19 protein-coding genes and 1 tRNA gene are annotated in these 20428 nt (G+C 69.6%); 14 read left to right on the forward strand and 6 right to left on the reverse strand.

Going from position 1 to position 20428, the window contains the following annotated elements:
• Window positions 1-143 precede the first annotated feature (143 nt).
• From ACLHG5_RS00110 to ACLHG5_RS00150, 9 genes are all read left to right on the forward strand, one after another.
• Window positions 144-335 carry a DUF4244 domain-containing protein gene (locus tag ACLHG5_RS00110; RefSeq protein WP_411318393.1) on the forward strand — a complete coding sequence of 64 codons (192 nt, stop codon included), beginning with the start codon at window positions 144-146 and terminating at the stop codon, window positions 333-335.
• A gap of 4 nt (window positions 336-339) precedes the next feature.
• Window positions 340-693, forward strand: a complete 354-nt coding sequence (locus ACLHG5_RS00115) for a TadE family type IV pilus minor pilin (RefSeq protein ID WP_411317499.1) — start codon at window positions 340-342, stop codon at window positions 691-693.
• 1 nt (window position 694) lies between these two features.
• The gene (locus ACLHG5_RS00120; RefSeq protein ID WP_411317500.1) at window positions 695-1057 is read left to right on the forward strand and encodes an Rv3654c family TadE-like protein; all 363 of its coding nucleotides are present in this window, start codon (window positions 695-697) and stop codon (window positions 1055-1057) included.
• Between the two features lie 245 nt (window positions 1058-1302).
• Entirely contained in the window at window positions 1303-4251 is a 2949-nt protein-coding gene (topA, locus tag ACLHG5_RS00125; protein ID WP_411317501.1) for a type I DNA topoisomerase, read from the forward strand.
• Complete coding sequence (tmk, locus tag ACLHG5_RS00130) at window positions 4248-4865, forward strand: dTMP kinase (protein ID WP_411316243.1); 618 nt, start codon at window positions 4248-4250, stop codon at window positions 4863-4865. Before topA ends, tmk begins: the two co-directional genes overlap by 4 nt.
• Before the next feature lie 131 nt (window positions 4866-4996).
• The gene (locus ACLHG5_RS00135; RefSeq protein WP_411317502.1) at window positions 4997-6154 is read left to right on the forward strand and encodes a DNA polymerase III subunit delta'; all 1158 of its coding nucleotides are present in this window, start codon (window positions 4997-4999) and stop codon (window positions 6152-6154) included.
• Between the two features lie 20 nt (window positions 6155-6174).
• On the forward strand, window positions 6175-7722 hold the full coding sequence (locus ACLHG5_RS00140; protein ID WP_411317503.1) for an alpha/beta hydrolase: 1548 nt from the start codon (window positions 6175-6177) through the stop codon (window positions 7720-7722).
• 43 nt (window positions 7723-7765) lie between these two features.
• The gene (locus ACLHG5_RS00145; protein WP_411316240.1) at window positions 7766-8404 is read left to right on the forward strand and encodes a TetR family transcriptional regulator; all 639 of its coding nucleotides are present in this window, start codon (window positions 7766-7768) and stop codon (window positions 8402-8404) included.
• A 45-nt stretch (window positions 8405-8449) separates the two neighbouring features.
• Window positions 8450-8522 (forward strand) — tRNA-Thr (locus ACLHG5_RS00150).
• 91 nt (window positions 8523-8613) lie between these two features.
• On the opposite strand, the gene ACLHG5_RS00155 is transcribed toward ACLHG5_RS00150, so the two are convergent.
• The 4 genes from ACLHG5_RS00155 to ACLHG5_RS00170 all read right to left on the reverse strand — a co-directional run bounded on the left by ACLHG5_RS00155 (window position 8614) and on the right by ACLHG5_RS00170 (window position 11435).
• Window positions 8614-8913 (reverse strand): hypothetical protein, encoded by a 300-nt coding sequence (locus tag ACLHG5_RS00155; RefSeq protein ID WP_411316239.1) that lies wholly within the window; start codon window positions 8911-8913, stop codon window positions 8614-8616.
• Window positions 8914-9351: 438 nt separating this feature from the next.
• On the reverse strand, window positions 9352-9714 hold the full coding sequence (locus tag ACLHG5_RS00160) for a hypothetical protein (RefSeq protein WP_411316238.1): 363 nt from the start codon (window positions 9712-9714) through the stop codon (window positions 9352-9354).
• Window positions 9711-10850: a serine hydrolase domain-containing protein gene (locus ACLHG5_RS00165; protein ID WP_411317504.1), complete on the reverse strand. Its 1140-nt coding sequence runs from the start codon at window positions 10848-10850 to the stop codon at window positions 9711-9713. The genes ACLHG5_RS00160 and ACLHG5_RS00165 overlap by 4 nt, the downstream gene beginning before the upstream one ends.
• A gap of 21 nt (window positions 10851-10871) precedes the next feature.
• Window positions 10872-11435 carry an ArsR/SmtB family transcription factor gene (locus ACLHG5_RS00170; RefSeq protein WP_411317505.1) on the reverse strand — a complete coding sequence of 188 codons (564 nt, stop codon included), beginning with the start codon at window positions 11433-11435 and terminating at the stop codon, window positions 10872-10874.
• A 108-nt stretch (window positions 11436-11543) separates the two neighbouring features.
• On the opposite strand from ACLHG5_RS00170, the gene ACLHG5_RS00175 reads away from it, so the two are divergent.
• The 5 genes from ACLHG5_RS00175 to ACLHG5_RS00195 are packed head-to-tail and all read left to right on the forward strand — an operon-like array spanning window position 11544 to window position 17658.
• The gene (locus tag ACLHG5_RS00175; protein WP_411317506.1) at window positions 11544-12539 is read left to right on the forward strand and encodes a Gfo/Idh/MocA family protein; all 996 of its coding nucleotides are present in this window, start codon (window positions 11544-11546) and stop codon (window positions 12537-12539) included.
• 41 nt (window positions 12540-12580) lie between these two features.
• Window positions 12581-13165 carry an isochorismatase family protein gene (locus ACLHG5_RS00180; RefSeq protein ID WP_411317507.1) on the forward strand — a complete coding sequence of 195 codons (585 nt, stop codon included), beginning with the start codon at window positions 12581-12583 and terminating at the stop codon, window positions 13163-13165.
• The gene (locus tag ACLHG5_RS00185) at window positions 13165-15342 is read left to right on the forward strand and encodes an MMPL family transporter (RefSeq protein WP_411317508.1); all 2178 of its coding nucleotides are present in this window, start codon (window positions 13165-13167) and stop codon (window positions 15340-15342) included. The genes ACLHG5_RS00180 and ACLHG5_RS00185 overlap by 1 nt, the downstream gene beginning before the upstream one ends.
• Window positions 15339-16805: an NAD-dependent succinate-semialdehyde dehydrogenase gene (locus tag ACLHG5_RS00190; protein ID WP_411317509.1), complete on the forward strand. Its 1467-nt coding sequence runs from the start codon at window positions 15339-15341 to the stop codon at window positions 16803-16805. Before ACLHG5_RS00185 ends, ACLHG5_RS00190 begins: the two co-directional genes overlap by 4 nt.
• 10 nt (window positions 16806-16815) lie before the next feature.
• Window positions 16816-17658, forward strand: coding sequence for a TrmH family RNA methyltransferase (locus ACLHG5_RS00195; RefSeq protein WP_411317510.1), 843 nt, complete (start codon window positions 16816-16818; stop codon window positions 17656-17658).
• A gap of 48 nt (window positions 17659-17706) precedes the next feature.
• On the opposite strand, the gene ACLHG5_RS00200 is transcribed toward ACLHG5_RS00195, so the two are convergent.
• Window positions 17707-18174, reverse strand: coding sequence for an NUDIX hydrolase (locus tag ACLHG5_RS00200; protein WP_411317511.1), 468 nt, complete (start codon window positions 18172-18174; stop codon window positions 17707-17709).
• Between the two features lie 67 nt (window positions 18175-18241).
• Window positions 18242-20203 (reverse strand): ABC transporter ATP-binding protein, encoded by a 1962-nt coding sequence (locus ACLHG5_RS00205; RefSeq protein WP_411317512.1) that lies wholly within the window; start codon window positions 20201-20203, stop codon window positions 18242-18244.
• Between the last annotated feature and the right edge of the window lie 225 nt (window positions 20204-20428).

The following is a 20428-nucleotide window of genomic DNA, read 5'->3' on the forward strand; positions in this document are numbered from 1 at the left end:
GATGGCAGCCTCGATGCGAGCCTCTCCCTTATGTAAGGAACGTCATGACTCTCCACGCCGCAGTCCCTCCCGTCCCTCCCGCCGCGGCCCGCCGCGCCGTCGCCGACCGCGCTCCGTCGGCCCGCGACCACGCGTCCGACCCGATCGACCCGGCGCTCGCCTCGGGCCCCGGCCCCGCATTCCTCGACGATCGGGGTGCGGCCACTGCCGAATACGCGATCGCGACGATGGCCGCCGTCGGATTCGCGGGGCTCCTCGTCGTCATCATGCGCAGCGACCAGGTGCGGGGAATCCTCACCGACCTCGTCGAGCGTGCGCTGACCTTCGCCGGGTGACGCCGTGAAGCGGGTGTCAGCCGCCGGCGAGCGTGGCAGCGTCACCGCCGAGTTCGTCGTCGTGGTGCCGGCGATCGTCATGGTCCTCGTGCTGTGTCTGCTCGCGATGCAGGCGACCACGCGCCAGGTGCGGTTGCAGGATGCCGCGGCCGATGCGGCTCGCTCCCTCGCCCGCGGCGACGACGCCTCGGCGGCATCGGCGCTCGCGAACTCCCGCGTCGCGGGGGCCGTGCTCGCGTCGGAGACGCGCGGTGACCTCGAGTGCGTGACCCTCACGGCTCCCGGGGGAGCGGCGGGCGGGGTTCTCCAGCTCGTCTCGCTCACGGCCGGGTCGTGCGCTCTCGGCGGCGGGCGGTGACGTGGTCGAGCCCGACGCTGCCGCATCCGCTCACGATTCGGGTGCCGCCGCCGTGCTCGCCATCGCGATCGCCGCTGCGACGGTCGTGTTCGCGGTGGCCGTCGCGTCGCTCGCAGGCGCGCTCACGACTCGACAGGGAGTGGTCGGTGCGGCGGATGCGGCGGCGCTCGCGGCAGCCGACGCCGCGAGCGGCGCCGTCGCGGGAGCGCCGTGTGCGCTCGCCGAACACATCGCGAGCGTCAACGGTTCGGAGCTCACGGCATGCGTCGTCGACGGGCTCATCGCGACTGTCGAGGCGAGTGCCGTCGTCGCCGGACTGCCCGTGCGCGCTCGCGCCACCGCGGGCCCGCCCGAGTCGGGATGAATTAGGAGGCCTACGCAGTTGGGTGTGTATGGTGTGCGTTGTCGGTCGCTCTCAGGGCGGATCGGCCCGGCCGGGGCGCAGAACCCGCCCGGTGGCGCGGTTCGCGCAGCGATTCGCACCGTGGAGCATCGGCGCAGCGCACGACACTCGACGCGGCAGAAGACGCCGTCGTCGTCGATCAATGCAGCACCCCAGTGAACGCAATACCCATCAGCGCAACAACGGCAGTATGAGCAAGGAGTCCCGTGGCAGTCACGAAGCGACTGGTGATCGTGGAGTCACCCGCGAAAGCGAAGACGATCGCCCAGTACCTCGGCGAAGGGTATGAGGTGCAGGCCTCGGTCGGCCACATCCGCGACCTCATCGAGCCGAAGAACCTTCCCGCTGCACTCAAGAAGGGGTCGCTCGGCAAGTTCTCCGTCGACGTCGACAACGGCTTCGAGCCCTACTACGTCGTGTCGGACCAGAAGAAGAAGACCGTCGCCGATCTCAAGCGCGCGCTCAAGAACGCCGACGAGCTCTATCTCGCCACTGATGAGGACCGCGAGGGCGAGGCCATCGCGTGGCACCTCCTGCAGGAGCTCAAGCCGACGGTGCCCGTCAAGCGCATGGTGTTCCACGAGATCACGAAAGAGGCCATCGAACGCGCTCGCGACAGCACCCGCGACATCGACACCGCCCTCGTCGACGCTCAAGAGACCCGTCGCATCCTCGACCGCCTCTACGGCTACGAGATCTCGCCCGTGCTGTGGCGCAAGGTCGGCCCGGGCCTCTCCGCGGGCCGCGTGCAGTCTGCGGCGACGCGTCTCGTCGTCGAGCGTGAGCGCGAGCGCCTCGCCTTCACCGCGGCGACCTACTGGGACCTCTCAGCCAAGCTCGCTCCGAGTGCCGACGCGACCGCGTTCGACGCTCGGCTCGCTCGTGTCGACGGCGCCAGAATCGCCCAGGGCAAAGATTTCGACGACCGCGGGCAGCTCAAGAACGATGCTCGCGTGCTCGTCGAGGAGTCGGCCGAAGCGCTCGCGCTCGCGCTGCGCACCGACGCCACCGTCGCCGTCTCGAGTGTCGAGTCCAAGCCGTACACGCGCCGACCCGCCGCACCGTTTACGACGTCGACGCTGCAGCAGGAGGCCGCGCGCAAGCTGCGCTTCACCGCGCGCCAGACCATGAGCGTGGCCCAGGGTCTCTACGAGAACGGCTACATCACCTACATGCGAACGGATTCGCCGAACCTGTCACAACAGGCCGTCGACGCCGCTCGCAAGCAGGCCGCTCAGCTCTACGGCTCGGAGACCGTGCCCGAGAAGGCGCGGATGTACAGCGGCAAGAGCAAGAGCGCACAAGAGGCGCACGAGGCCATCCGTCCCGCGGGTGACACCTTCCGCACCCCGTCGCAGCTCGAAGGAACGCTGCGCGGCAACGACTGGAAGCTCTACGACCTCATCTGGAAGCGCACCGTGGCGTCGCAGATGGCCGATGCCAAGGGTGCGACCGCATCCGTCGTGCTCACGGCGACCGTCGCCGAGCGCCTTGCGGCCTTCCCCGGCACCGGACCGACCGTCGCCGAGTTCACCTCGAGCGGCACCGTCATCACCTTCCGCGGGTTCATGCTCGCCTACGAGGAGGGCAAAGACGAGGAGCGCAACCAGTCCGCCGAGCCCGCCGAAGCGAAGCTCCCCCCGCTCGAGGTCGGCCAGAGCCTCACCGTGTCGAGCGTCGACGCCAAAGGGCACGAGACGAGCGCCCCGCCGCGCTACACCGAGGCGAGCCTCGTGAAGACCCTCGAAGAGCTCGGTATCGGGCGCCCCTCGACCTACGCGTCGATCATCTCCACGATCATCGACCGCGGCTACGTCACGCCGCGCGGCCAGTCGCTCGTGCCCAACTGGATCGCCTTCTCGGTCGTGCGACTGCTCGAAGAATTCTTCACCGAGCTCGTGCAGTACGACTTCACCGCCGGCATGGAGAGCGACCTCGACCTCATCGCCGGAGGCTCGCAAGACCGGGTCGACTGGCTCACGAGCTTCTACTTCGGCGGAGACAAGCACCGCGGACTCCGCAACGTCATCGACAACCTCGGCGACATCGATGCGAAGACCATCAACTCGATGCCGCTGACCGACGACATCACCCTGCGCATCGGAAAGTACGGGCCCTACCTCGAGGTCGCGCCCGACGAGCCCGTCGCCGAGGGCGCGGAGGCACCGACGCCTCGCCGAGTCAACCTGCCCCTCGACCTCGCTCCGGATGAACTCACCGCACAGAAGGCGCAAGAGCTCGTCGACGCGCCCGTCGTCGTCGATCGCGTCATCGGAATCAACCCCGACAACGGCAAGCAGATCGTCGCGAAAGACGGCCGCTTCGGCCCATACGTGACCGAGCTCGAGGTCGAACCCGAGCCCGACGCGGCACCCGTCGACCAGGCGACGGGGGAGATCCTCGGCGCGGCGGCCAAGGCTCCCGCGAAGAAGCCCGCGAAGAAAGCGGCCGCCGTCAAACCGCGCACCGCCTCGATCTTCAAATCCATGGACCTCGCGACCGTCGACCTCGCCACGGCCCTCAAGCTGCTCTCGCTTCCTCGAACGGTCGGCCAAGACCCCGAGACCGGTGAAGACATCACCGCGCAGAACGGCAAGTTCGGGCCCTACCTCAAAAAGGGAACGGACTCCCGGTCGCTCACCGAAGAGGATCAGATCTTCGAGATCGACCTTCCCGGCGCGCTCGAGGTGTTCGCGCAGCCGAAGTACGGCGCTCGTCGAGCGTCCAGCGCCCTCAAGGAGTTCGAGGCCGACCCGGAGAGCGGCAAGCCGATTCGCATCAAGGACGGTCGCTTCGGTGCCTACGTGACCGACGGCGTGACGAACGTCACGATCCCGCGCGGCGAGACGATCGAGGAGATCGACTTCGACCGCGCCGTGCAGATGCTCGCCGACAAGCGTGCGAAGGGCCCGGCTCCGAAGAAGCCGGCAGCCAAGAAGCCGGCGGCCAAGAAGCCGGCAGCGAAGAAGCCGGCAGTCAAGAAGCCGGCAGTCAAGAAGCCGGCAGCGAAGAAGCCGGCAGCCAAGCCCGCTGCCTCAAGTACGGCCAAGACGCCCACGACCACGAAGGTGGCAGCAGCCAAGCCTGCCGCGCGGGCGGGCGCGGCGACCGCCGCGAGCGTGACGGTCGAGGACACCCGGGCCGACGCGACGTGACCGGTCTCTTCATCACCCTCGAGGGCGGTGACGGGTCGGGCAAGTCGACCCAGTCGGCCCTTCTGACGCGGTGGCTGGAGTCGACCGGCGCGACCGTCGTGCACTCCCGCGAGCCGGGCGGCACCGAGCTGGGTATCGAGCTCCGCGAGATCATCCTTCACCGCCGCGGCTACATCGCGCCGCGCGCAGAAGCGCTGCTCTACGCCGCTGACCGCGCGCACAACATCGCCACACGAGTGCGACCGGCGGTCGAGCGCGGCGACATCGTGATCCAGGATCGCTACCTCGACTCCTCGGTGGCCTATCAGGGCGCCGGGCGCGTGCTCGATCCCACGGAGGTGCGCGACCTCTCGGTGTGGGCGACCGAGGGGCTCCTTCCCGACCTCACGGTCCTGCTCGACCTCGACGTCGCGACGGGTCGCGCGCGACTCGACGCCGACGCGAAGGTGTTCGACAGGCTCGAAGCCGAAGCGGCCGAATTCCACACGCGCGTGCGCGACGGGTACCTCGCCCTCGCCGCCGCCGAGCCCGACCGGTTTCTCGTCGTCGACGCGACCCTCCCCGTCGACGAGATCCACGCGCTCATCGTCGCCCGCGTCACGACCCTGCGCTGAGCCCGTCGTGCCCGCGCGCAGACCGGCGGTGCTCACACCGGCAGTGCTCACGGTGCCAGCGCTCACGACGCCAGTCCCCATACCGCCGGCGCTCGCACAACCGCGTCGTCGGTGCCGATTAGGCTGATCGCATGTCTGTGTGGGACGACCTGACCGGCCAGCCGGACGCGATCGCGGCGTTCCGGGCTGCCGCACAGCAGACCGCCGACGGCGATGCGAGTCGGGCGATGACGCACTCCTGGCTCGTGACGGGGCCCCCCGGTTCCGGGCGCTCGAACCTCGCGTTCGCGTTCGCCGCCGCACTCCTCAGTGGCACCCCCGACGGTGACGATGTGACGTCGAAGCAAGTCGCGGCACGCACGCATCCCGACCTCGCGGTGCTGAGCACGGAGCGCGTGATCATCACGATCGACGAGGTGCGCGCTCTCGTCAAGAGCTCGAACTACTCACCGTCGGTCGCGCGCTACCGCGTCATGATCATCGAAGACGCCGACAGGATGCGCGAGAGCGCCTCGAACGTGCTCCTCAAAGCCCTCGAAGAACCACCACCGCGCACCGTCTGGATTCTGTGCGCGCCGAGCGAAGCAGACCTCATCCCCACGATCCGCTCGCGAGTGCGCAGTGTGAGGTTGCGGGTGCCGAGCGTCGACGACGTCGCGTCGCTCATCGCGCGCCGCGATCACGTCGACGCCGATGTGGCCCAGCGCGCCGCGCGCGAGGCGCAGAGCCACATCGGAATGGCGCACCGTCTCGCAACCAACGCCGAAGCACGGGACCGCCGCGATCGCACGCTCTCGACGGCCCTCGGCATCCGCTCGGTCTCCGACGCGGTCGTCGCGGCCGCGACCCTGCTGGCGCTCGCGGGCGACGACGCGAAGGCGATCACGACCGAACGCGACGCGGAGGAGCGCGAGAGTGCCCTGCGATCGCTCGGCGTCGCCCCGGGCGGCACGGTGCCCCCGGCGTTGCGAGCCCAACTGCGCACGCTCGAAGAAGACCAGAAGCGCCGCGCGACGCGCAGCCTGCGCGACGGTATCGACCGCATCATGGTCGACCTGCTCTCGCTCTATCGCGACATCCTCATGCTGCAGCTCGGAGTGGGCAGCTCCCTCGTCAACGCGCACATCGAGCGCGAGGTGCGCGCGGCGAGTGCCGAGTCGACAGCGGAGCAGACCCTCGCAACGATCGACGCCATCACGCTCACGCGCAAGCGCATCGAGGGCAACGTCGCCCCCGCGCTCGCCCTCGAGGCGATGCTCGTCACCGCGGCGCGCGGGACCCGCGGATGACGCGGGCGCACCGGCCCGTGGTGGAACGGCGAAGCGGGGCCCGCCGCGGTCGCGCTGTCGCCGTGCTCGCGACGGTCCTCGCCGCGGCGGTCGCGCTCACGGGGTGTGTGTCGGCCTTCATCCCCGAGCGGTCCGCGACATCCACCCCCACGGGCGAGACCGTCTCCGCTCAACTCGAACCGTTCTACGGCCAGGTGCTCGAATGGAGCGCGTGCGAGGGCGGCTTCCAGTGTGCGACCGCGATCGCGCCCCTCGACTGGTCGGAGCCGTCGCTCGGCGAGATCGACCTCGCGCTCATCCGCTCGACGGCACCGAGCGACCCGATCGGTTCGCTGCTCATCAACCCGGGCGGGCCGGGAGGTTCCGGCTTCGATTTCGTGCGCGACAGTGTCGACTTCGCCGCGTCACCGCGACTGCAGGAGCGATACGACATCGTCGGCTTCGACCCCCGCGGGGTCAACAGGTCGTCGGCGGTGTCGTGCTACGACGACCCCGCCGAACTCGACGCCTACCTCTTCGATCTCCCGTCGGCCGAGCCCGGCACGCCCGAGTTCATCGCCGAGTCCGAGCGCGTGACGGCCGCGTTCGGTGCGGCGTGCCTCGAGCACACCGGTGATCTGCTCGGTCATGTCGACACGGTGAGTGCGGCGAAAGACCTCGACATGCTCCGGGCCGCTCTCGGAGACGCGCGGCTCAACTACCTGGGCTACTCCTACGGCACCCTCCTCGGGGCGACGTTCGCCGACCTCTTCCCCGGCAAGACCGGTCGACTGGTGTTCGACGGCGCCATCGATCCGGCGACCACCGACTTCGACGTCACCCGCACGCAAGCGGAGGGGTTCGAGAGTGCGCTCGAGGCCTACCTCGAGGACTGCCTCACGACGTCGGCGTGCCCGTTCCGCGGGTCGGTCGACGATGCGGCGGGGGATATCGCGGCTCTCCTCGACAGTCTCGACGCGAGTCCCCTCCGGGCGACAGACGGCCGTCAACTCGGCAGCCGGACGATGTTCTACGCGATCATCCTCCCCCTCTACAGCGCGGAGAGCTGGCCCGTGCTCACCGAGATGTTCGCGTCGGTGCTGCAGGGCGAGGCCGACTACGCGTTCCAACTCGCCGACAGTTACTACGCCCGCGACGCCGACGGGGTCTACGCCGACAACTCGACGGAGGCGTTCATCGCCATCAACTGCCTCGACTACACGTCGTCGGGCACGCCGGAATCCCGCGAGGAGGAAGCCGAGCAACTCGCCGAGGTCGCCCCCGTCTTCGGTCCGACGATGTCGGGCGGCGGAACGTCGTGCGCCGAGTGGCCGTTCGAGTCGACCCGCGAGCGCACCGAGATCGCCGCGGAGGGCTCGGCTCCCATTCTCGTCGTGGGCACGACCAACGACCCCGCGACTCCCTATATCTGGGCGCAGAGTCTGAGCGAGCAGCTCGAGAACGGCCACCTCGTGACCTACGACGGTGAGGGTCACACGGCCTACAACAAGTCGAATGCGTGTGTGGATGACGCGGTCGACGACTTCTTCCTCGAGGGCACGGTGCCGCGAACCGATCCGCTCTGCTGACAGCCCCTTGCTGCAAGTTTGCAGTAACTGCAAGAATAGATCCGTGATCACTCCCGCGCCCGGCCTTCGCGAGCGCAAGCGCGCCGCAACCAAGTTCTCGATCGAGTCTGCGGCCCTCACCCTCATCGACGAACGCGGGTTCGAGAACGTGACGGTCGAAGAGATCAGTGCCCACGCGGATGTCTCCCCCCGCACCTTCTTCAACTATTTCGTGTCGAAGGAGGCCGCCGTCGTCGGTGAGGGCCCGCAGTTTCCGGAGGGCGACGACATCGAGCTCTTCGTGGTCGCCGCGAGCGAACGAGCCCTGCTCCCCGACCTCGCCCACCTGCTCACCCTCGCCGCCGACGCGACCCCGGGAGACAAGGCGCTCTCGGCGATGCGTCGCCGCATTCTCAAGGGCAACCCGCAGCTCTTCGCGATGCGCATCGCGACGATGCGCTCGTTCGAGGATGAGCTCGCCCTCGTGGTGGCGCGCCGGCTCGCCCACGACGATCCCGCGCTCGCCTCTGACGACGCCGTGCTCGCCGACCGCGCGAGGCTCGTGACCCTCGTGGCCTTCGGTGCGCTGCGTCACGCGTGGGCGAGTTGGGCGGATTCCGACGGCAGCGTGTCGCTCGCCGACCGCGTTCTCGACTCGTTCGCGATCCTGCAGCAGGTGGCCGGGCGAACCGCACCGGTTTGATCGGCTAAGCTTTCATGCTGTGCCGCCGGGAGACCGGATCGTCACGCCGCCTTAGCTCAGTCGGTAGAGCATCTCACTCGTAATGAGAAGGTCGTCAGTTCGATTCTGACAGGCGGCTCCGTCACTCGATCAGGCGTCCGCGTCGTGTTGCTCGCCGTGCGTACCGCCCGGAGCCGGGCACCGCGGCGAACCGCGGCACCCGACCAGCGCTAGCGGATGATGCCGTGCGAGAGCGCCTGTGCGTGCACGCGCTCGTCGTCCATCGCGGCTCGAGCCTCGAGAACCGAGGCGGTCACCGGTGGCCGCGAGCCCCACACGATCATCGCCACGCCGACGCGCGCAACGAGCGACCCGAGCGGGGTCGGCCGAGACACGTGCCGCGTCTCGCCCTCGAGCGACGAGTCGATCGTGACCACCACGCGCCTCGTCACCGTGATGGCGGCGGTCGCCGTGACCTCCGTCGTATCGACGACAGTCTGACGCGCGGGCCGGTCGAGAACAGTGTTCATGATGGTTCTCCTTTCTGCCGACCTCGGGAACCGGTCGGCGGGGCGACGCGCCCCGGCCGCTGCAACAGCACGTTCGCATCCTGGGGGTCGGGCACGGACCGGGCAGACGGATGCCTGCGCGGCGGAGAGGGGCGACCGACGCACGACCGTGCGCTGCGACGGATGTCGCGGGGTCGGCCGCTGATCAGACAGCGGCGGGGAGCGTCGGCGAGACCGGAATGGTCAGGTGCCGAGACTGCTCGAGAGCGGGACTACGCGGGGAGCGTGCTGCTCAGGCGGCAGAGAACGGAGCGACGCAGGGGGCGATAGACGGCGTGAATGCGAACGTCATGGCGTGCTCCTTTCGGTGAATCGATGCGGTGCGAGCGGGTGCCCTGCGAACCGGGTCTGACAGTAGCAGCCGCGTGACGGCGAAGGGAAGAGGCAATCGAGACGGGCTCAAATGAGCACGATGCTCAAGCCGGCCCACAGCACGACGGAGAGCGAACCACCGATCAGGCGGTTGCGGCGGCTTGCGCCGGGGGCGGTGAGGGGAAGCGTCGGCCATCGCAGCACGGCACCGGCCGCGCCGATCGCGATGGCGACGACCGCGATCATCCACAGCCACCAGGGGAGAGGCGCATTGGCGGTGATCACCGCTTTCACCGCCACCGCGATGAACACGACCTCGACGAACGAGGTCACGAGCTGCACGCGGTCGCGCGGCGGTTTCTTGCCCGGGCGCCAGGACCGCACCGCGTAGGCGGCGGGAAGACCGACGAGCGCGGCGATGCCCGCGACGAGCAGAACGGTGACGATCATGATGCCGCCTCCCCGACGAGCTCGGCGTCGAGCAGATCGACGCCTGCGGCGTCGACGTTCGTCGCGCTGTCGACGACGACGAACGCCGCGCGCCCGGCCTCGCGGTCGAGGGCGAGCATGCTCGCGAACCCTCCCGTGCGGCCGTTGTGCCAGGTGACGACAAGGTCGGGCTCGGCCGCGGCCCCGGGCTCGGTCGAGACATGCCAGGCGTAGCCGACCTCGAGGGCGTCGTCCACGGTCGACGACGGGTCGAGAGCCGCCGAGCCGGGTGCTGAGCCGTCGAGCAGCGCAGACGCCCAGATCGCCATGTCGCGCGGGGTCGAGCGGATGCTCCCCGACGGCGCATACGACCCGAGAGTCCACGCGTCGGAGTGGCGTCCGCCGGCGGTGAGCCCGGTGGGGGCGTCGGCGGGCAGATCGTCGGCCCGCTGCGGAACCGTCGTCTGCGTCATCCCGAGCGGACCGAGGATGCGGGCCTGCAGCAGCATCGCGTAGGCATCGGGATAGTCCGTCGTCGCCAATCCCGGGGTGCTTGCGACAGCGACAGCGTGCCCCAGAAGCGATATTCCCATGTTGGAATACGAGTAGTCGCCGCGCCCGCCCAGGGACTCGCTCCGCGCGTGGTCGAGAAGCTCGTCGAAGTCGTAGCCATACGGATCCGTTCCGAACGCGACCGAACGGTAGTTGGCGAGGATGGCCCCGAACCCGCCGGGCACACTCGGGAGGCCGGAGGTGTGCTGCGCGAGTTCCGCGAGGCTGACCTCGGCGATCGGGGCTCCCTCCAGGTCGAGGTACTCGCCGACCTCGTCGTCTGCAGAGACGTCGCCGCGCTCGATGGCGTCGGCGAAGAGTGCCGCGGTGAACGTCTTCGACACGCTGCCGATCTCGTACACGGTGTCGTCGGCGGCGCCGAAATGAGCGGTCGAGACCGAATCGCCGTCGACCACGACGACACTCGCCGTGCGGAGCGCCCCGGCGCTTTCGAGCATCGGACGACTCGCCTGAACGAGGTCGGGGTCGCCCGCGACGTCGGTCGACAGAGCGGGCCCGCGGGGAACCACGGCGACACCGAGAGCGACCACGGCGACGGCGACGGCGATCGCGAGGGCGCGGAGACGAAAGGAGGTCTGAGGCATGGCGGATGTTCCTGGTCGGGGTCAGTACAGACCGGCGGCGGTGAGGATGACGAGCAGCGGCACGAGCTTCGCCGCGGGGATCGAATAGCGTCCGCGACCGGGTGACTCGAGCCACCCCGCCGAGACGAGCTGGTTGACGTGATGGTAGATCTGGCCGGTGGTGCCGAACCCCTCGAGGGCGGCGAGCTCGGCGACCGTCGACGCCCCGTTCGCGACGACGTGCAGGATGCTCAAGCGCGTCGGGTGGGCGAGCGCGGAGATCGCGGGCGCGACGGTGTCCCAGTCGCGGCCGAGAAGTGTGTCGGTGGCGGCGCCGATCTGCCACTCCGCGTGCATCCCGGTCGGCAGGTCGACGGCCCCCGTGAAGACGACACCGCCCGGCGGCGGCAGTTCGGTCTTGAGCCGCGTGAGTGCCCAGAAGATCTCGGGGTCGAGTGCCGGCGCCGCGACGGGAGCCGCCGCAGCCCCCTGATCCGCCGCCGACAGGATGCCGGCGCCGTCGTCGAGGCGCTGCTCGAGCAACTCGATGCGGCGTTCCATCGCCGCGAGGCGGTCGACGAACGGATCGCTCTCGGTCCTGACCATGCTCAAATTCTACGGAATTACGTAATAAGCGCAAGAGGAGTGACGCCAGGTCGCGCTGGTAGGTTTCTGGAGGCGCTGCACCGCGCGGTCCGCACTGAGGAGGAACCCATGCCCGGAACACTTCGATGGGGAATTCTCGGCCCCGGCGGAATCGCCCGCCAGCAGACATCCGACCTGATCGGATCGGGGTTCTCGGTCGTCGCCGTCGGTTCCCGGTCGCTCGAGTCGGCGCAGTCGTTCGCCGACGAGTTCGGCATCGCGCGAGTTCACGAGGGCTACGAGGCTCTCGTCGCCGACCCCGAGGTCGACATCATCTACGTCGCGACGCCGCACTCGCACCACTACGAGCACACCAAGCTCGCGCTCGAGGCGGGCAAGCACGTGCTCGTCGAGAAGGCCTTCACCGTCACGGGTGATCAGGCGCAGATTCTCGCCGAACTCGCCGAGCAGCGCGGTCTCGTCGTGCTCGAGGCGATGTGGGCTCGCTTTCTGCCGCACATGGCGCGCATCCGCGAGATCATCGCGGCGGGCACCCTCGGCGAGGTGCGCACCCTCCTCGCCGATCACAATCAGAAACTGCCGACCGACCCCGAGCACCGCCTCAACAACCCGGCCCTGGCCGGGGGCGCTCTGCTCGACCTCGGAATCTACCCCGTGTCGTTCGCGTGGGACGTCTTCGGAGCGCCGGACACGACTCTCGCCCACGCGGCGCTGAGCGAGACGGGCGTCGACCGCCAGACCGCGATCATCTACGGGTACTCCGGCGGCCGTCAGGCCGTGCTGCACACGGCGCTCGACGCCCTCGGCTCGAACCGGGCGACCGTGATCGGCACGGAGGGCCGCATCGAACTGGACTCCGTCTGGTACAACGCGACGTCGTTCACCGTCTTCGACCGGGCGGGTACCGTGCTCGAGCGGTACGAGTCCGACATCACCGGTCGCGGCATGCAGTTCCAGGCGGCCGAGATGGAGCGCCTCGTCGAGAACGGTCTGCTCGCGGGTGACCTCCTCCCGCCGTCGCAGAGCGTCGCCATCATGCGCTCGCTCGACCACATCCGTCGTCAGATCGGCCTCGACTACCCGGCCGATATCATGGCGGTCTGACCCGCACGGCAGCGGAAACCACCTCGAGAGAACGGATTCTCGTGAGCAGAGCGCTCTTCATCATCGACGTGCAGAACGACTTCACCGAGGGGGGCGCGCTCGGTGTCGAGGGCGGCACTGCGGTCGCGGCGGGCATCACCGACCTCCTCGAGCGGGCCGCGAGCGACTACGACCACGTGTTCGCCTCCCGCGACTGGCACGACGCCGTCGGTGACAACGGGGGTCACTTCGCTCTCGACGGCGCGACACCCGACTACGTCGTCACGTGGCCCGTGCACTGCGTCGCCGAGACCGACGGCGCCGCCTACCACCCGTCTCTCGACACGTCGCCGGTCACCGTGCACGTGACCAAGGGGCAGGGCGTGCCCGCGTATTCGATCTTCGAGGGCACGACGGATGCCGGCGAGACCGTCTCCGCCGCCCTCGAGTCGCTCGGCGTGACCGACATCGACGTCGTCGGTATCGCGACCGACTACTGCGTTCTCGCGTCGGCTCGCGACGCCCTCGACGCCGGTCGCCGCGTGCGCGTGTTCCGCGACCTCGTCGCGGGCGTCGCGCCCGAGTCGAGCGCGAAAGCGCTCGCCGACCTCGCGGACGCCGGGGCCGTCATCACCGAGTCGCGCTGATGCTCGGGCGGGGGCTCCGCGCTGTCATCCCGATCGTGCTGATTCTGGCCTGGCTCGCCGGCGCCGCGATCGGCGGGCCATACTTCGGCCGCATCGACGAGGTGTCGACGAACGACCAGACGAGCTTTCTGCCCGCGACATCCGAGTCGACGGTGGTGCAGGAGAGCCTCGGGGACTTCACCGACGCCTCGGCGATCCCCGCCGTCGTGGTGTTCGACCGCGACGGGGGGCTCACCGACGACGATCGGGCCTTCGCGGCCGACATCGCCGAGAGCCTCGGTGATTTCGAGGGGGTCGTCGACGGGGCATCCCCCGCCATCGAGTCCGACGACGGTGAGGCGTTCCAGGTGTTCGTGCCGATCTCCTCCGAGGGGTCGGCCGACATCATCGACGCCATCCGGGTCTACCTCGAGACGCAGACTCCCGACGGGCTGACCCACTTCGTCACGGGCCCCGCGGGGTTCACCGCCGACATCGGGGCGGCGTTCAGCGGCATCGACGGAATCCTGCTCCTTGTGGCGCTCGGTGCCGTGCTGCTCATCCTCCTCGTGGTCTACCGATCACCCCTCCTGCCCTTCCTCGTGCTCGGCACGTCGCTCTTCGCTCTCTCGGTGAGCATCCTCCTGGTCTGGCAGCTCGCTCGCGCCGAAGTCGTGACCCTCAACGGCCAAGTGCAGGGCATCCTCTTCATCCTCGTGATCGGGGCGGCGACCGACTACTCGCTGCTCTACGTCTCCCGCTATCGCGAAGCCCTCGAGACCGTCGAGTCGAGGTGGGATGCCACCGTGCTCGCGTTCAAGGGCAGCCTCGAGCCGGTGCTCGCGTCGGGAGGCACCGTGATCGCGGGTCTCCTGTGCCTGCTGCTCTCCGACCTCAACTCGAACAAGGCACTCGGGCCCGTCGCGGCGATCGGTGTGGCCCTCTCGATGCTCGCGTCACTCACCCTCCTTCCCGCGCTGCTTCTCGTCGCCGGACGGGCGTCGTTCTGGCCCTTCCGACCGCGGTTCGACGCGACGCTCGCGCTGTCGTCGATCTCTCCGACGACCCGCCCTCGTCGAGCGCGCGGAGTCTGGGGTGCCATCAGCAGGCTCATCGCCGCCCGCGCGCGGGCGGTGTGGGTCGTCGCGACCCTGCTGTTGCTTGTGGCGTCGATCGGCGTGCTGCAGTTGCGCGCCGACGGTGTGGCGCAGAGCGACCTCGTGCTCGGGCAATCCGAGGCCCGCGACGGTCAGGAGGTGCTCGGCGAGCACTTTCCCGGCGGATCGGGGAGCCCCGCATTCATCCTCGGATCGGCCGACAGCATCGACGACCTCGCCGACGCCGCTCTCGACGTGTCGGGTGTCGACTCCGTGGTCGCCGTGTCGGACGACAGCCCGAGCGGCACCGTGCCCGCCGGATCGGATGCGGCGGTGGGACCCCCGGGAGGCCCGCCCGGCGAGCCGACCGTCGTCGACGGCGCCGTGCTGCTGCAAGCGACCCTCGCGGTCGCGCCGGACTCCACGGAGGCCGACCGGGCGATCCTCGACCTTCGGGACGCCGTGCGGTCGGTCGACGACGGAGCTCTCGTCGGCGGAGTGACGGCGACCGCCGTCGACACCGATCGCACCGCCATCCACGATCGCACCCTCCTCATCCCGATCGTTCTCGTCGTGATCCTGCTCATCCTCATGCTCCTGCTGAGATCGATCCTCGCCCCCGTGCTGCTCATCGCGAGCGTCGTGCTGTCGTTCGGCGCGGCCCTCGGAGTCTCCGCGCTCGTCTTCAACGGGGTGCTCGGGCTCCCCGGTGCCGACCCGTCTGTTCCGCTGTTCGCGTTCGTGTTCCTCGTGGCACTGGGGATCGACTACAACATCTTCCTCATGACGAGGGTGCGCGAAGAGAGCCTGCGTCTCGGCACGCGCGAAGGGGTTCTGCGGGGGCTCTCCGTGACGGGCGGCGTCATCACGTCCGCGGGCATCGTGCTCGCGGCGACGTTCGCGGCGCTCAGTGTCATCCCCATCCTGTTCCTCCTGCAGATCGCGTTCATCGTGGCGTTCGGCGTGCTGCTCGACACCCTCCTCGTGCGCTCGCTGCTCGTGCCCGCGCTCGCCTACGACATCGGGCCGCGCATCTGGTGGCCCTCCGCGCTCTCGCGAGCGAACGACCGCGCCCGATCTCCCGAGGAGACCCGACCATGACTGTGACCGAAACCGCACTGCTCGAGGGTGTTCCCGACAGGCTCTTCATCGGCGGCGAGTGGGTCGAGTCGACCTCGGGCCGGGCCATCGAGGTCCGTGACCCCGCGACAGGGCTCGTGCTGAAGACCGTGGCGGATGCCTCCGTGGCCGACGGTGCTCGTGCGCTCGACGCCGCGGTCGCCGCCGCGCCGTCGTGGGCCGCGACACCGGCGCGCGAGCGCGGCGAGATCCTCCGCCGGGCCTTCGACCTCCTGCAGGAGCGCCGGGAGGAGTTCGCTCTGCTCATGACGCTCGAGATGGGCAAACCCCTCGCCGAGTCGCGCGGGGAGGTGACCTACGGCGGCGAGTTCCTCCGCTGGTTCGGCGAGGAGGCGGTGCGCATCGCGGGCCACTACGGCCCCAACCCCGAGGGCACCGGAACCATGGTCGTGAGTCACCGTCCTGTGGGTCCGTGCTACCTCATCACCCCGTGGAACTTCCCGCTCGCGATGGCGACCCGCAAGATCGCGCCCGCGATCGCCGCCGGGTGCACGTCTGTCGTGAAGCCCGCCGAGCTCACCCCGCTCACGACGCTCCTCTTCGTGCAGCTGCTCGCCGACGCGGGGCTGCCCCCGGGGGTCGTCAACGTCATCACGACGTCGACCGCGGGAGACGTGAGCGAGCCGATCATTGCCGACCCGCGCCTCCGCAAACTGAGCTTCACGGGATCGACCCCCGTGGGTGTCTCACTCCTGCGGCAGGCCGCGGGGGGAGTGCTGCGCACATCCATGGAGCTCGGCGGCAACGCACCGTTCGTGGTCTTCGACGACGCCGACCTCGACAAGGCTGTCGAGGGGGCGCTGCTCGCGAAGTTCCGCAACGTGGGTGAGGCGTGCACCGCAGCCAACCGGTTCATCGTGCACGAGTCGGTGGCGGAGGAGTTCGCCGAGAGGGTCACCGCGGCCGTGAGCGAATTCGTCGTCGGTCGCGGCACCGACGACGGCGTGCGCATCGGCCCGCTCATCAACGACGAGGCGGTCGCCAAAGCGGGAGCGCTCGTCGACGACGCCGTCGCGCGCGGGGCGACGGTGCGCACCGGGGGAGCAGCGCTCGAGGGCGACGGAACGTTCTTCGCTCCGACGGTGCTCACGGGTGTGGCGCGCGGGAGCGACATCCTGCGCGAGGAGATCTTCGGTCCCGTTCTCGCCATCTCGACCTTCGCCGATGAAGCCGAGGCCGTCGCGATGGCGAACGACACGCAGTACGGCCTCGTGAGCTATGTCTTCACTCGCGATCTCGCACGCGGACAGCGGATGATCGACGCCCTCGACACGGGGATGATGGGGCTGGGCGTCGGGGTGATCTCGAACGCGGCCGCCCCCTTCGGTGGCGTCAAGCAGTCCGGGATCGGGCGCGAGGGCGGGGCGCTCGGCATCCACGAGTACCTCGAGACCAAGTACACGCTCATCGCGCCGGCGTCGTGAGGGTCGCGCCGTGAGGGTCGTCGTCGAACAGGTCGACTCGCTCGACGACCCCCGGCTCGCCGACTACGCGCACCAGACGGATGTCGCGCTCAAGAAGTCCCGCGGAAGCGAGCACGGCCTCTACCTCGCCGAATCCCTCCTCGTGATGCAGCGCGCGCTCGCCGCGGGGCACCGGCCGCGGTCGGTTCTCGCGCTCGGCGGGTCGGTCGACGACGCGGTCGCGGCGCTCGAGGCGAAACCGGGCGGTGCGGATGTCGACGGTCCCGGCGACGTCGTCGTGCCCGTGTTCTCGGGGCCCGGTGACCTCCTCGAACAACTCACCGGCTATGTGCTGCATCGCGGTCTCATCGCCTCGATGCATCGCCCAGCGCTCCCAACGGTCGAGGCCCTCCTCGCTGATGCGCGTCGCGTCGTGATCATCGAGAACGTCGCCGACCCGACCAACGTGGGGGCGATCTTCCGCTCGGTAGCCGCGATCGGGGCAGACGCGGTGCTCGTGACCGACCGGTGCTCCGACCCCTTCTACCGCCGCGCCATCCGCGTGAGCATGGGCACCGTGCTGCAGGTGCCGTGGGGGAGGGTCGGCGCGTGGCCGGCGACGAAGGAGCTGCTCGCGGCATCCGGATTCCATGTCGCGGCCCTCGCGCTCCGCGACGACTCGGTGACGCTGCGCGCCTTCGCGGCACGAGCCCCCGAGCGAGTGGCGCTCGTGCTCGGCGCGGAAGGCGACGGTCTCACTCTCGAGGCGCTCGGGGCCGCGGACACGATCGTTCGCATCCCCATGGCGCACGGCATCGACTCGCTCAACGTCGCCGCGACCGCCGCCGTCGCGATGTACGCCCTCGCCGACTGAGGCTCCGCCCGCCCCGCCCCGCGACGGTTCGGGGCGAGTCGGGGCGGGCTAGATCTCGAAGCGCGTCTCGACCCGGTCGTCGACGGCTGCCGAGAGCCGGCCGAGCATGTCGTCGGACATCGGCGGCAGGTCGTCGAGGGTGAACCAGCGCGCCTCGAGGTTCTCACCGTCGGCCGGGGCGGGGGTGCCGGACACCCAGCGCAGGCGGAACGTGAGATCTAGGTACTGGCTCTCGTCGCCGTTCGGGTAGACGATCGGCTCGGTCACGCCGATGCGCGCGAGCCGCTCGGGCACGGCGACGACGTCGGCCTCCTCGAGGGTTTCGCGCGCGGCGGCGACGGCCGGTTGCTCGCCGGGGTCGATGATGCCGGTGACCGGGGTCCAGGCTCCCGTGTCGGAGCGACGCACGAGCAGCACCTCGTCGCCGCGGATCACGACGGCCGTGACACCGCTGAGCCACAGTGGCGCGGTCCCGATCTTCTCGCGGAGTGCCAGGACGAAGTCGGGGGTGGCCATGAGAAAAACTGTAGCGCCGCGCGAACGCAGGGCGCGTCGAAGAGTGGTCTCGGAGCCTGTCGGAGGGCTACACGAGCAACTGGTGCTTCGCGAGATCCTTGTAGAGCGGTGTTGAGACGACGAGCTCCGAGTGCGTGCCCACCCCCACGACACGACCGTGGTCGAGCACGACGATCTGGTCGGAGTCGACGACCGTCGAGAGTCGATGGGCGATCACGATGAGCGTGCGGTTCTCGGCGACCGCGTCGATCGCCTCGCGCAGCATCTGCTCGTTGAGTCCGTCGAGTGACGACGTCGACTCGTCGAGGAGCAGGATGGGCGGGGCCGCGAGAAGCGTGCGGGCGATCGCGAGACGCTGGCGCTCGCCACCCGAGAGCATCACGCCGTCTTCGCCGACGGGTGCGTCGAGTCCGAGCTCGTTGCGGTCGAGCACCTCGGTGAGGTTGACGTCGCGCAGCACGCGCACGCAGTCGTCGTCCGACGCGTCGGGTGCGCCGAGCTTGAGGTTCTCACGGATGGTGCCCGCGAGCACGGGGGCGTCTTGCTCCACGTAGCCGATCTGGGCGCGCAGCTCGGAGCGGTCGAGTGCACGGAGATCGGTGCCCCCGAGCCTGATGACGCCGGAACTCGGGTCGTAGAACCTCTCGATGAGCGCGAGGATCGTGCTCTTGCCCGCGCCGGAGGGGCCGACGAGCGCCGTGCGCTTGCCTCGGGGTGCGGTGAACGAGACGCCGTGCAGCACGGTGCGGTCGCGGGTCGGGGGAAGATCCGCGGCCGGTGCGGTGGGTGTGGTCGGGGCCGGGGGTGCGGCGGAGGTCGCATCCGCGGTGCGGGGGGACGAGACATCCGTTCCCTGCGGGGCACCGGCCGCCGAGTCGGTCGGGGCGGCGCTCGCCGCATCGGTTTCGGGTGCGAGCTCGGTGTAGGTGAACTCGACGTTCTCGAACGCGAGCGCGTCGTCGGAGTCGACCGCGGGGGAGGCGCTGCGGGCGATCGCGGCGTCGCCCTCCGTCTCGCTTGGCAGGGCGATGATCTCCTGGATGCGGCCCAGGGCGCCGAGGGCCGAGTTGACCGATGTGATGGCGCCGAACGCCTGACCGAGCGGGCCGATCATGAGGAAGAGGAACAGGATGAATGCGACCAGGTCGGCGACCGTGATGTCGCCGTTCGCGACGCGGAACCCGCCGACCCCGAGCACGACGAGGAACGACACCTGCAGGGCGATGCCGGCGATCGGCACGACGAGAGCGGAGATTCTCGCGACACTGATTCCCATGCGCCACGCGCCCTCGGCGTGCTTCTCCACTTCGGCGATCTCGCGGGCGGCGGCGTTCGACGCGCGGATGGTGCGCACCGCGCTGATCGACCGCTCGACGGCTGCCGCGAGGTCGCCGACCTTCTCTTGAGCTTTGCGGCTCGCGACACGGATGCGGGCACTCAGCGTCACGACCGTGATGACCGACGCGGCGATCACGAGCACGGTGAGGCCGAGGAGGATCGGGTCGAGGATCGCCATGGCGATGAGAGCCCCGACGAACGTGAGCGACCCACCGATGGCCTCGACGAGGCCCTGGGTGAGAACGGCGCGCAAGAGCGTCGTGTCGGAGCCGACCCTCGACACAAGGTCGCCGGTGCGGCGCACGTCGAACTCGCTGATGGGCAGGTTGAGCATGCGAGACACGAGCCGGCGACGGCTCGACAGCACCACGCCCTCGCCCGTGCGCTGCAACAGGTAGTGCTGGAAACCGCTGATGAGACCGGATGCGACGACGAGCGCCACGAGCAACCACACGATGAGCTGCAGGGAGTCACCAGCCTCCACGATCGTGATCACCTGGCTCACGAGGAGCGGTTGCGCGAGCGACGCCGCGGCGCCCAGCACGCTCAGGATGATCACGAAGGCGAGCACGCGGCGATGCTCGAAGAGGTAGGGCAGCAGTTGCGAGAACGTCGCGCGCGGGCCCGAATCGGCCTGGGGGCGACCGAAGAGGGAGCGACGCGGGCGAGGCGGGTTCTGCTGGGAAGTCATCGAAGCTCTCTGGGGATCGTGCCCGGTGCGCGGCGGTGGGTGCGTGGTGTCGGCTGCGTGGTGGTGGACTGGGCGATGCAGTGGCAGGCAGGGCTGGACGGCTCGGAGGCGACCGGCTCCGGGCTGGCCGGCTCGGGCCGGGTCGGCATCACCCAGGCGCGCCGGTGCCAGCGTATCGGCGCGGGGTGCGCCCTCGTGGTGAGTTCGCTGAGGGCGAGAGGCGGG

Origin of the sequence: Marisediminicola sp. LYQ85, assembly GCF_046600695.1 — a bacterium.
In the GTDB taxonomy this organism is placed as follows: Bacteria; Actinomycetota; Actinomycetes; order Actinomycetales; family Microbacteriaceae; genus Marisediminicola.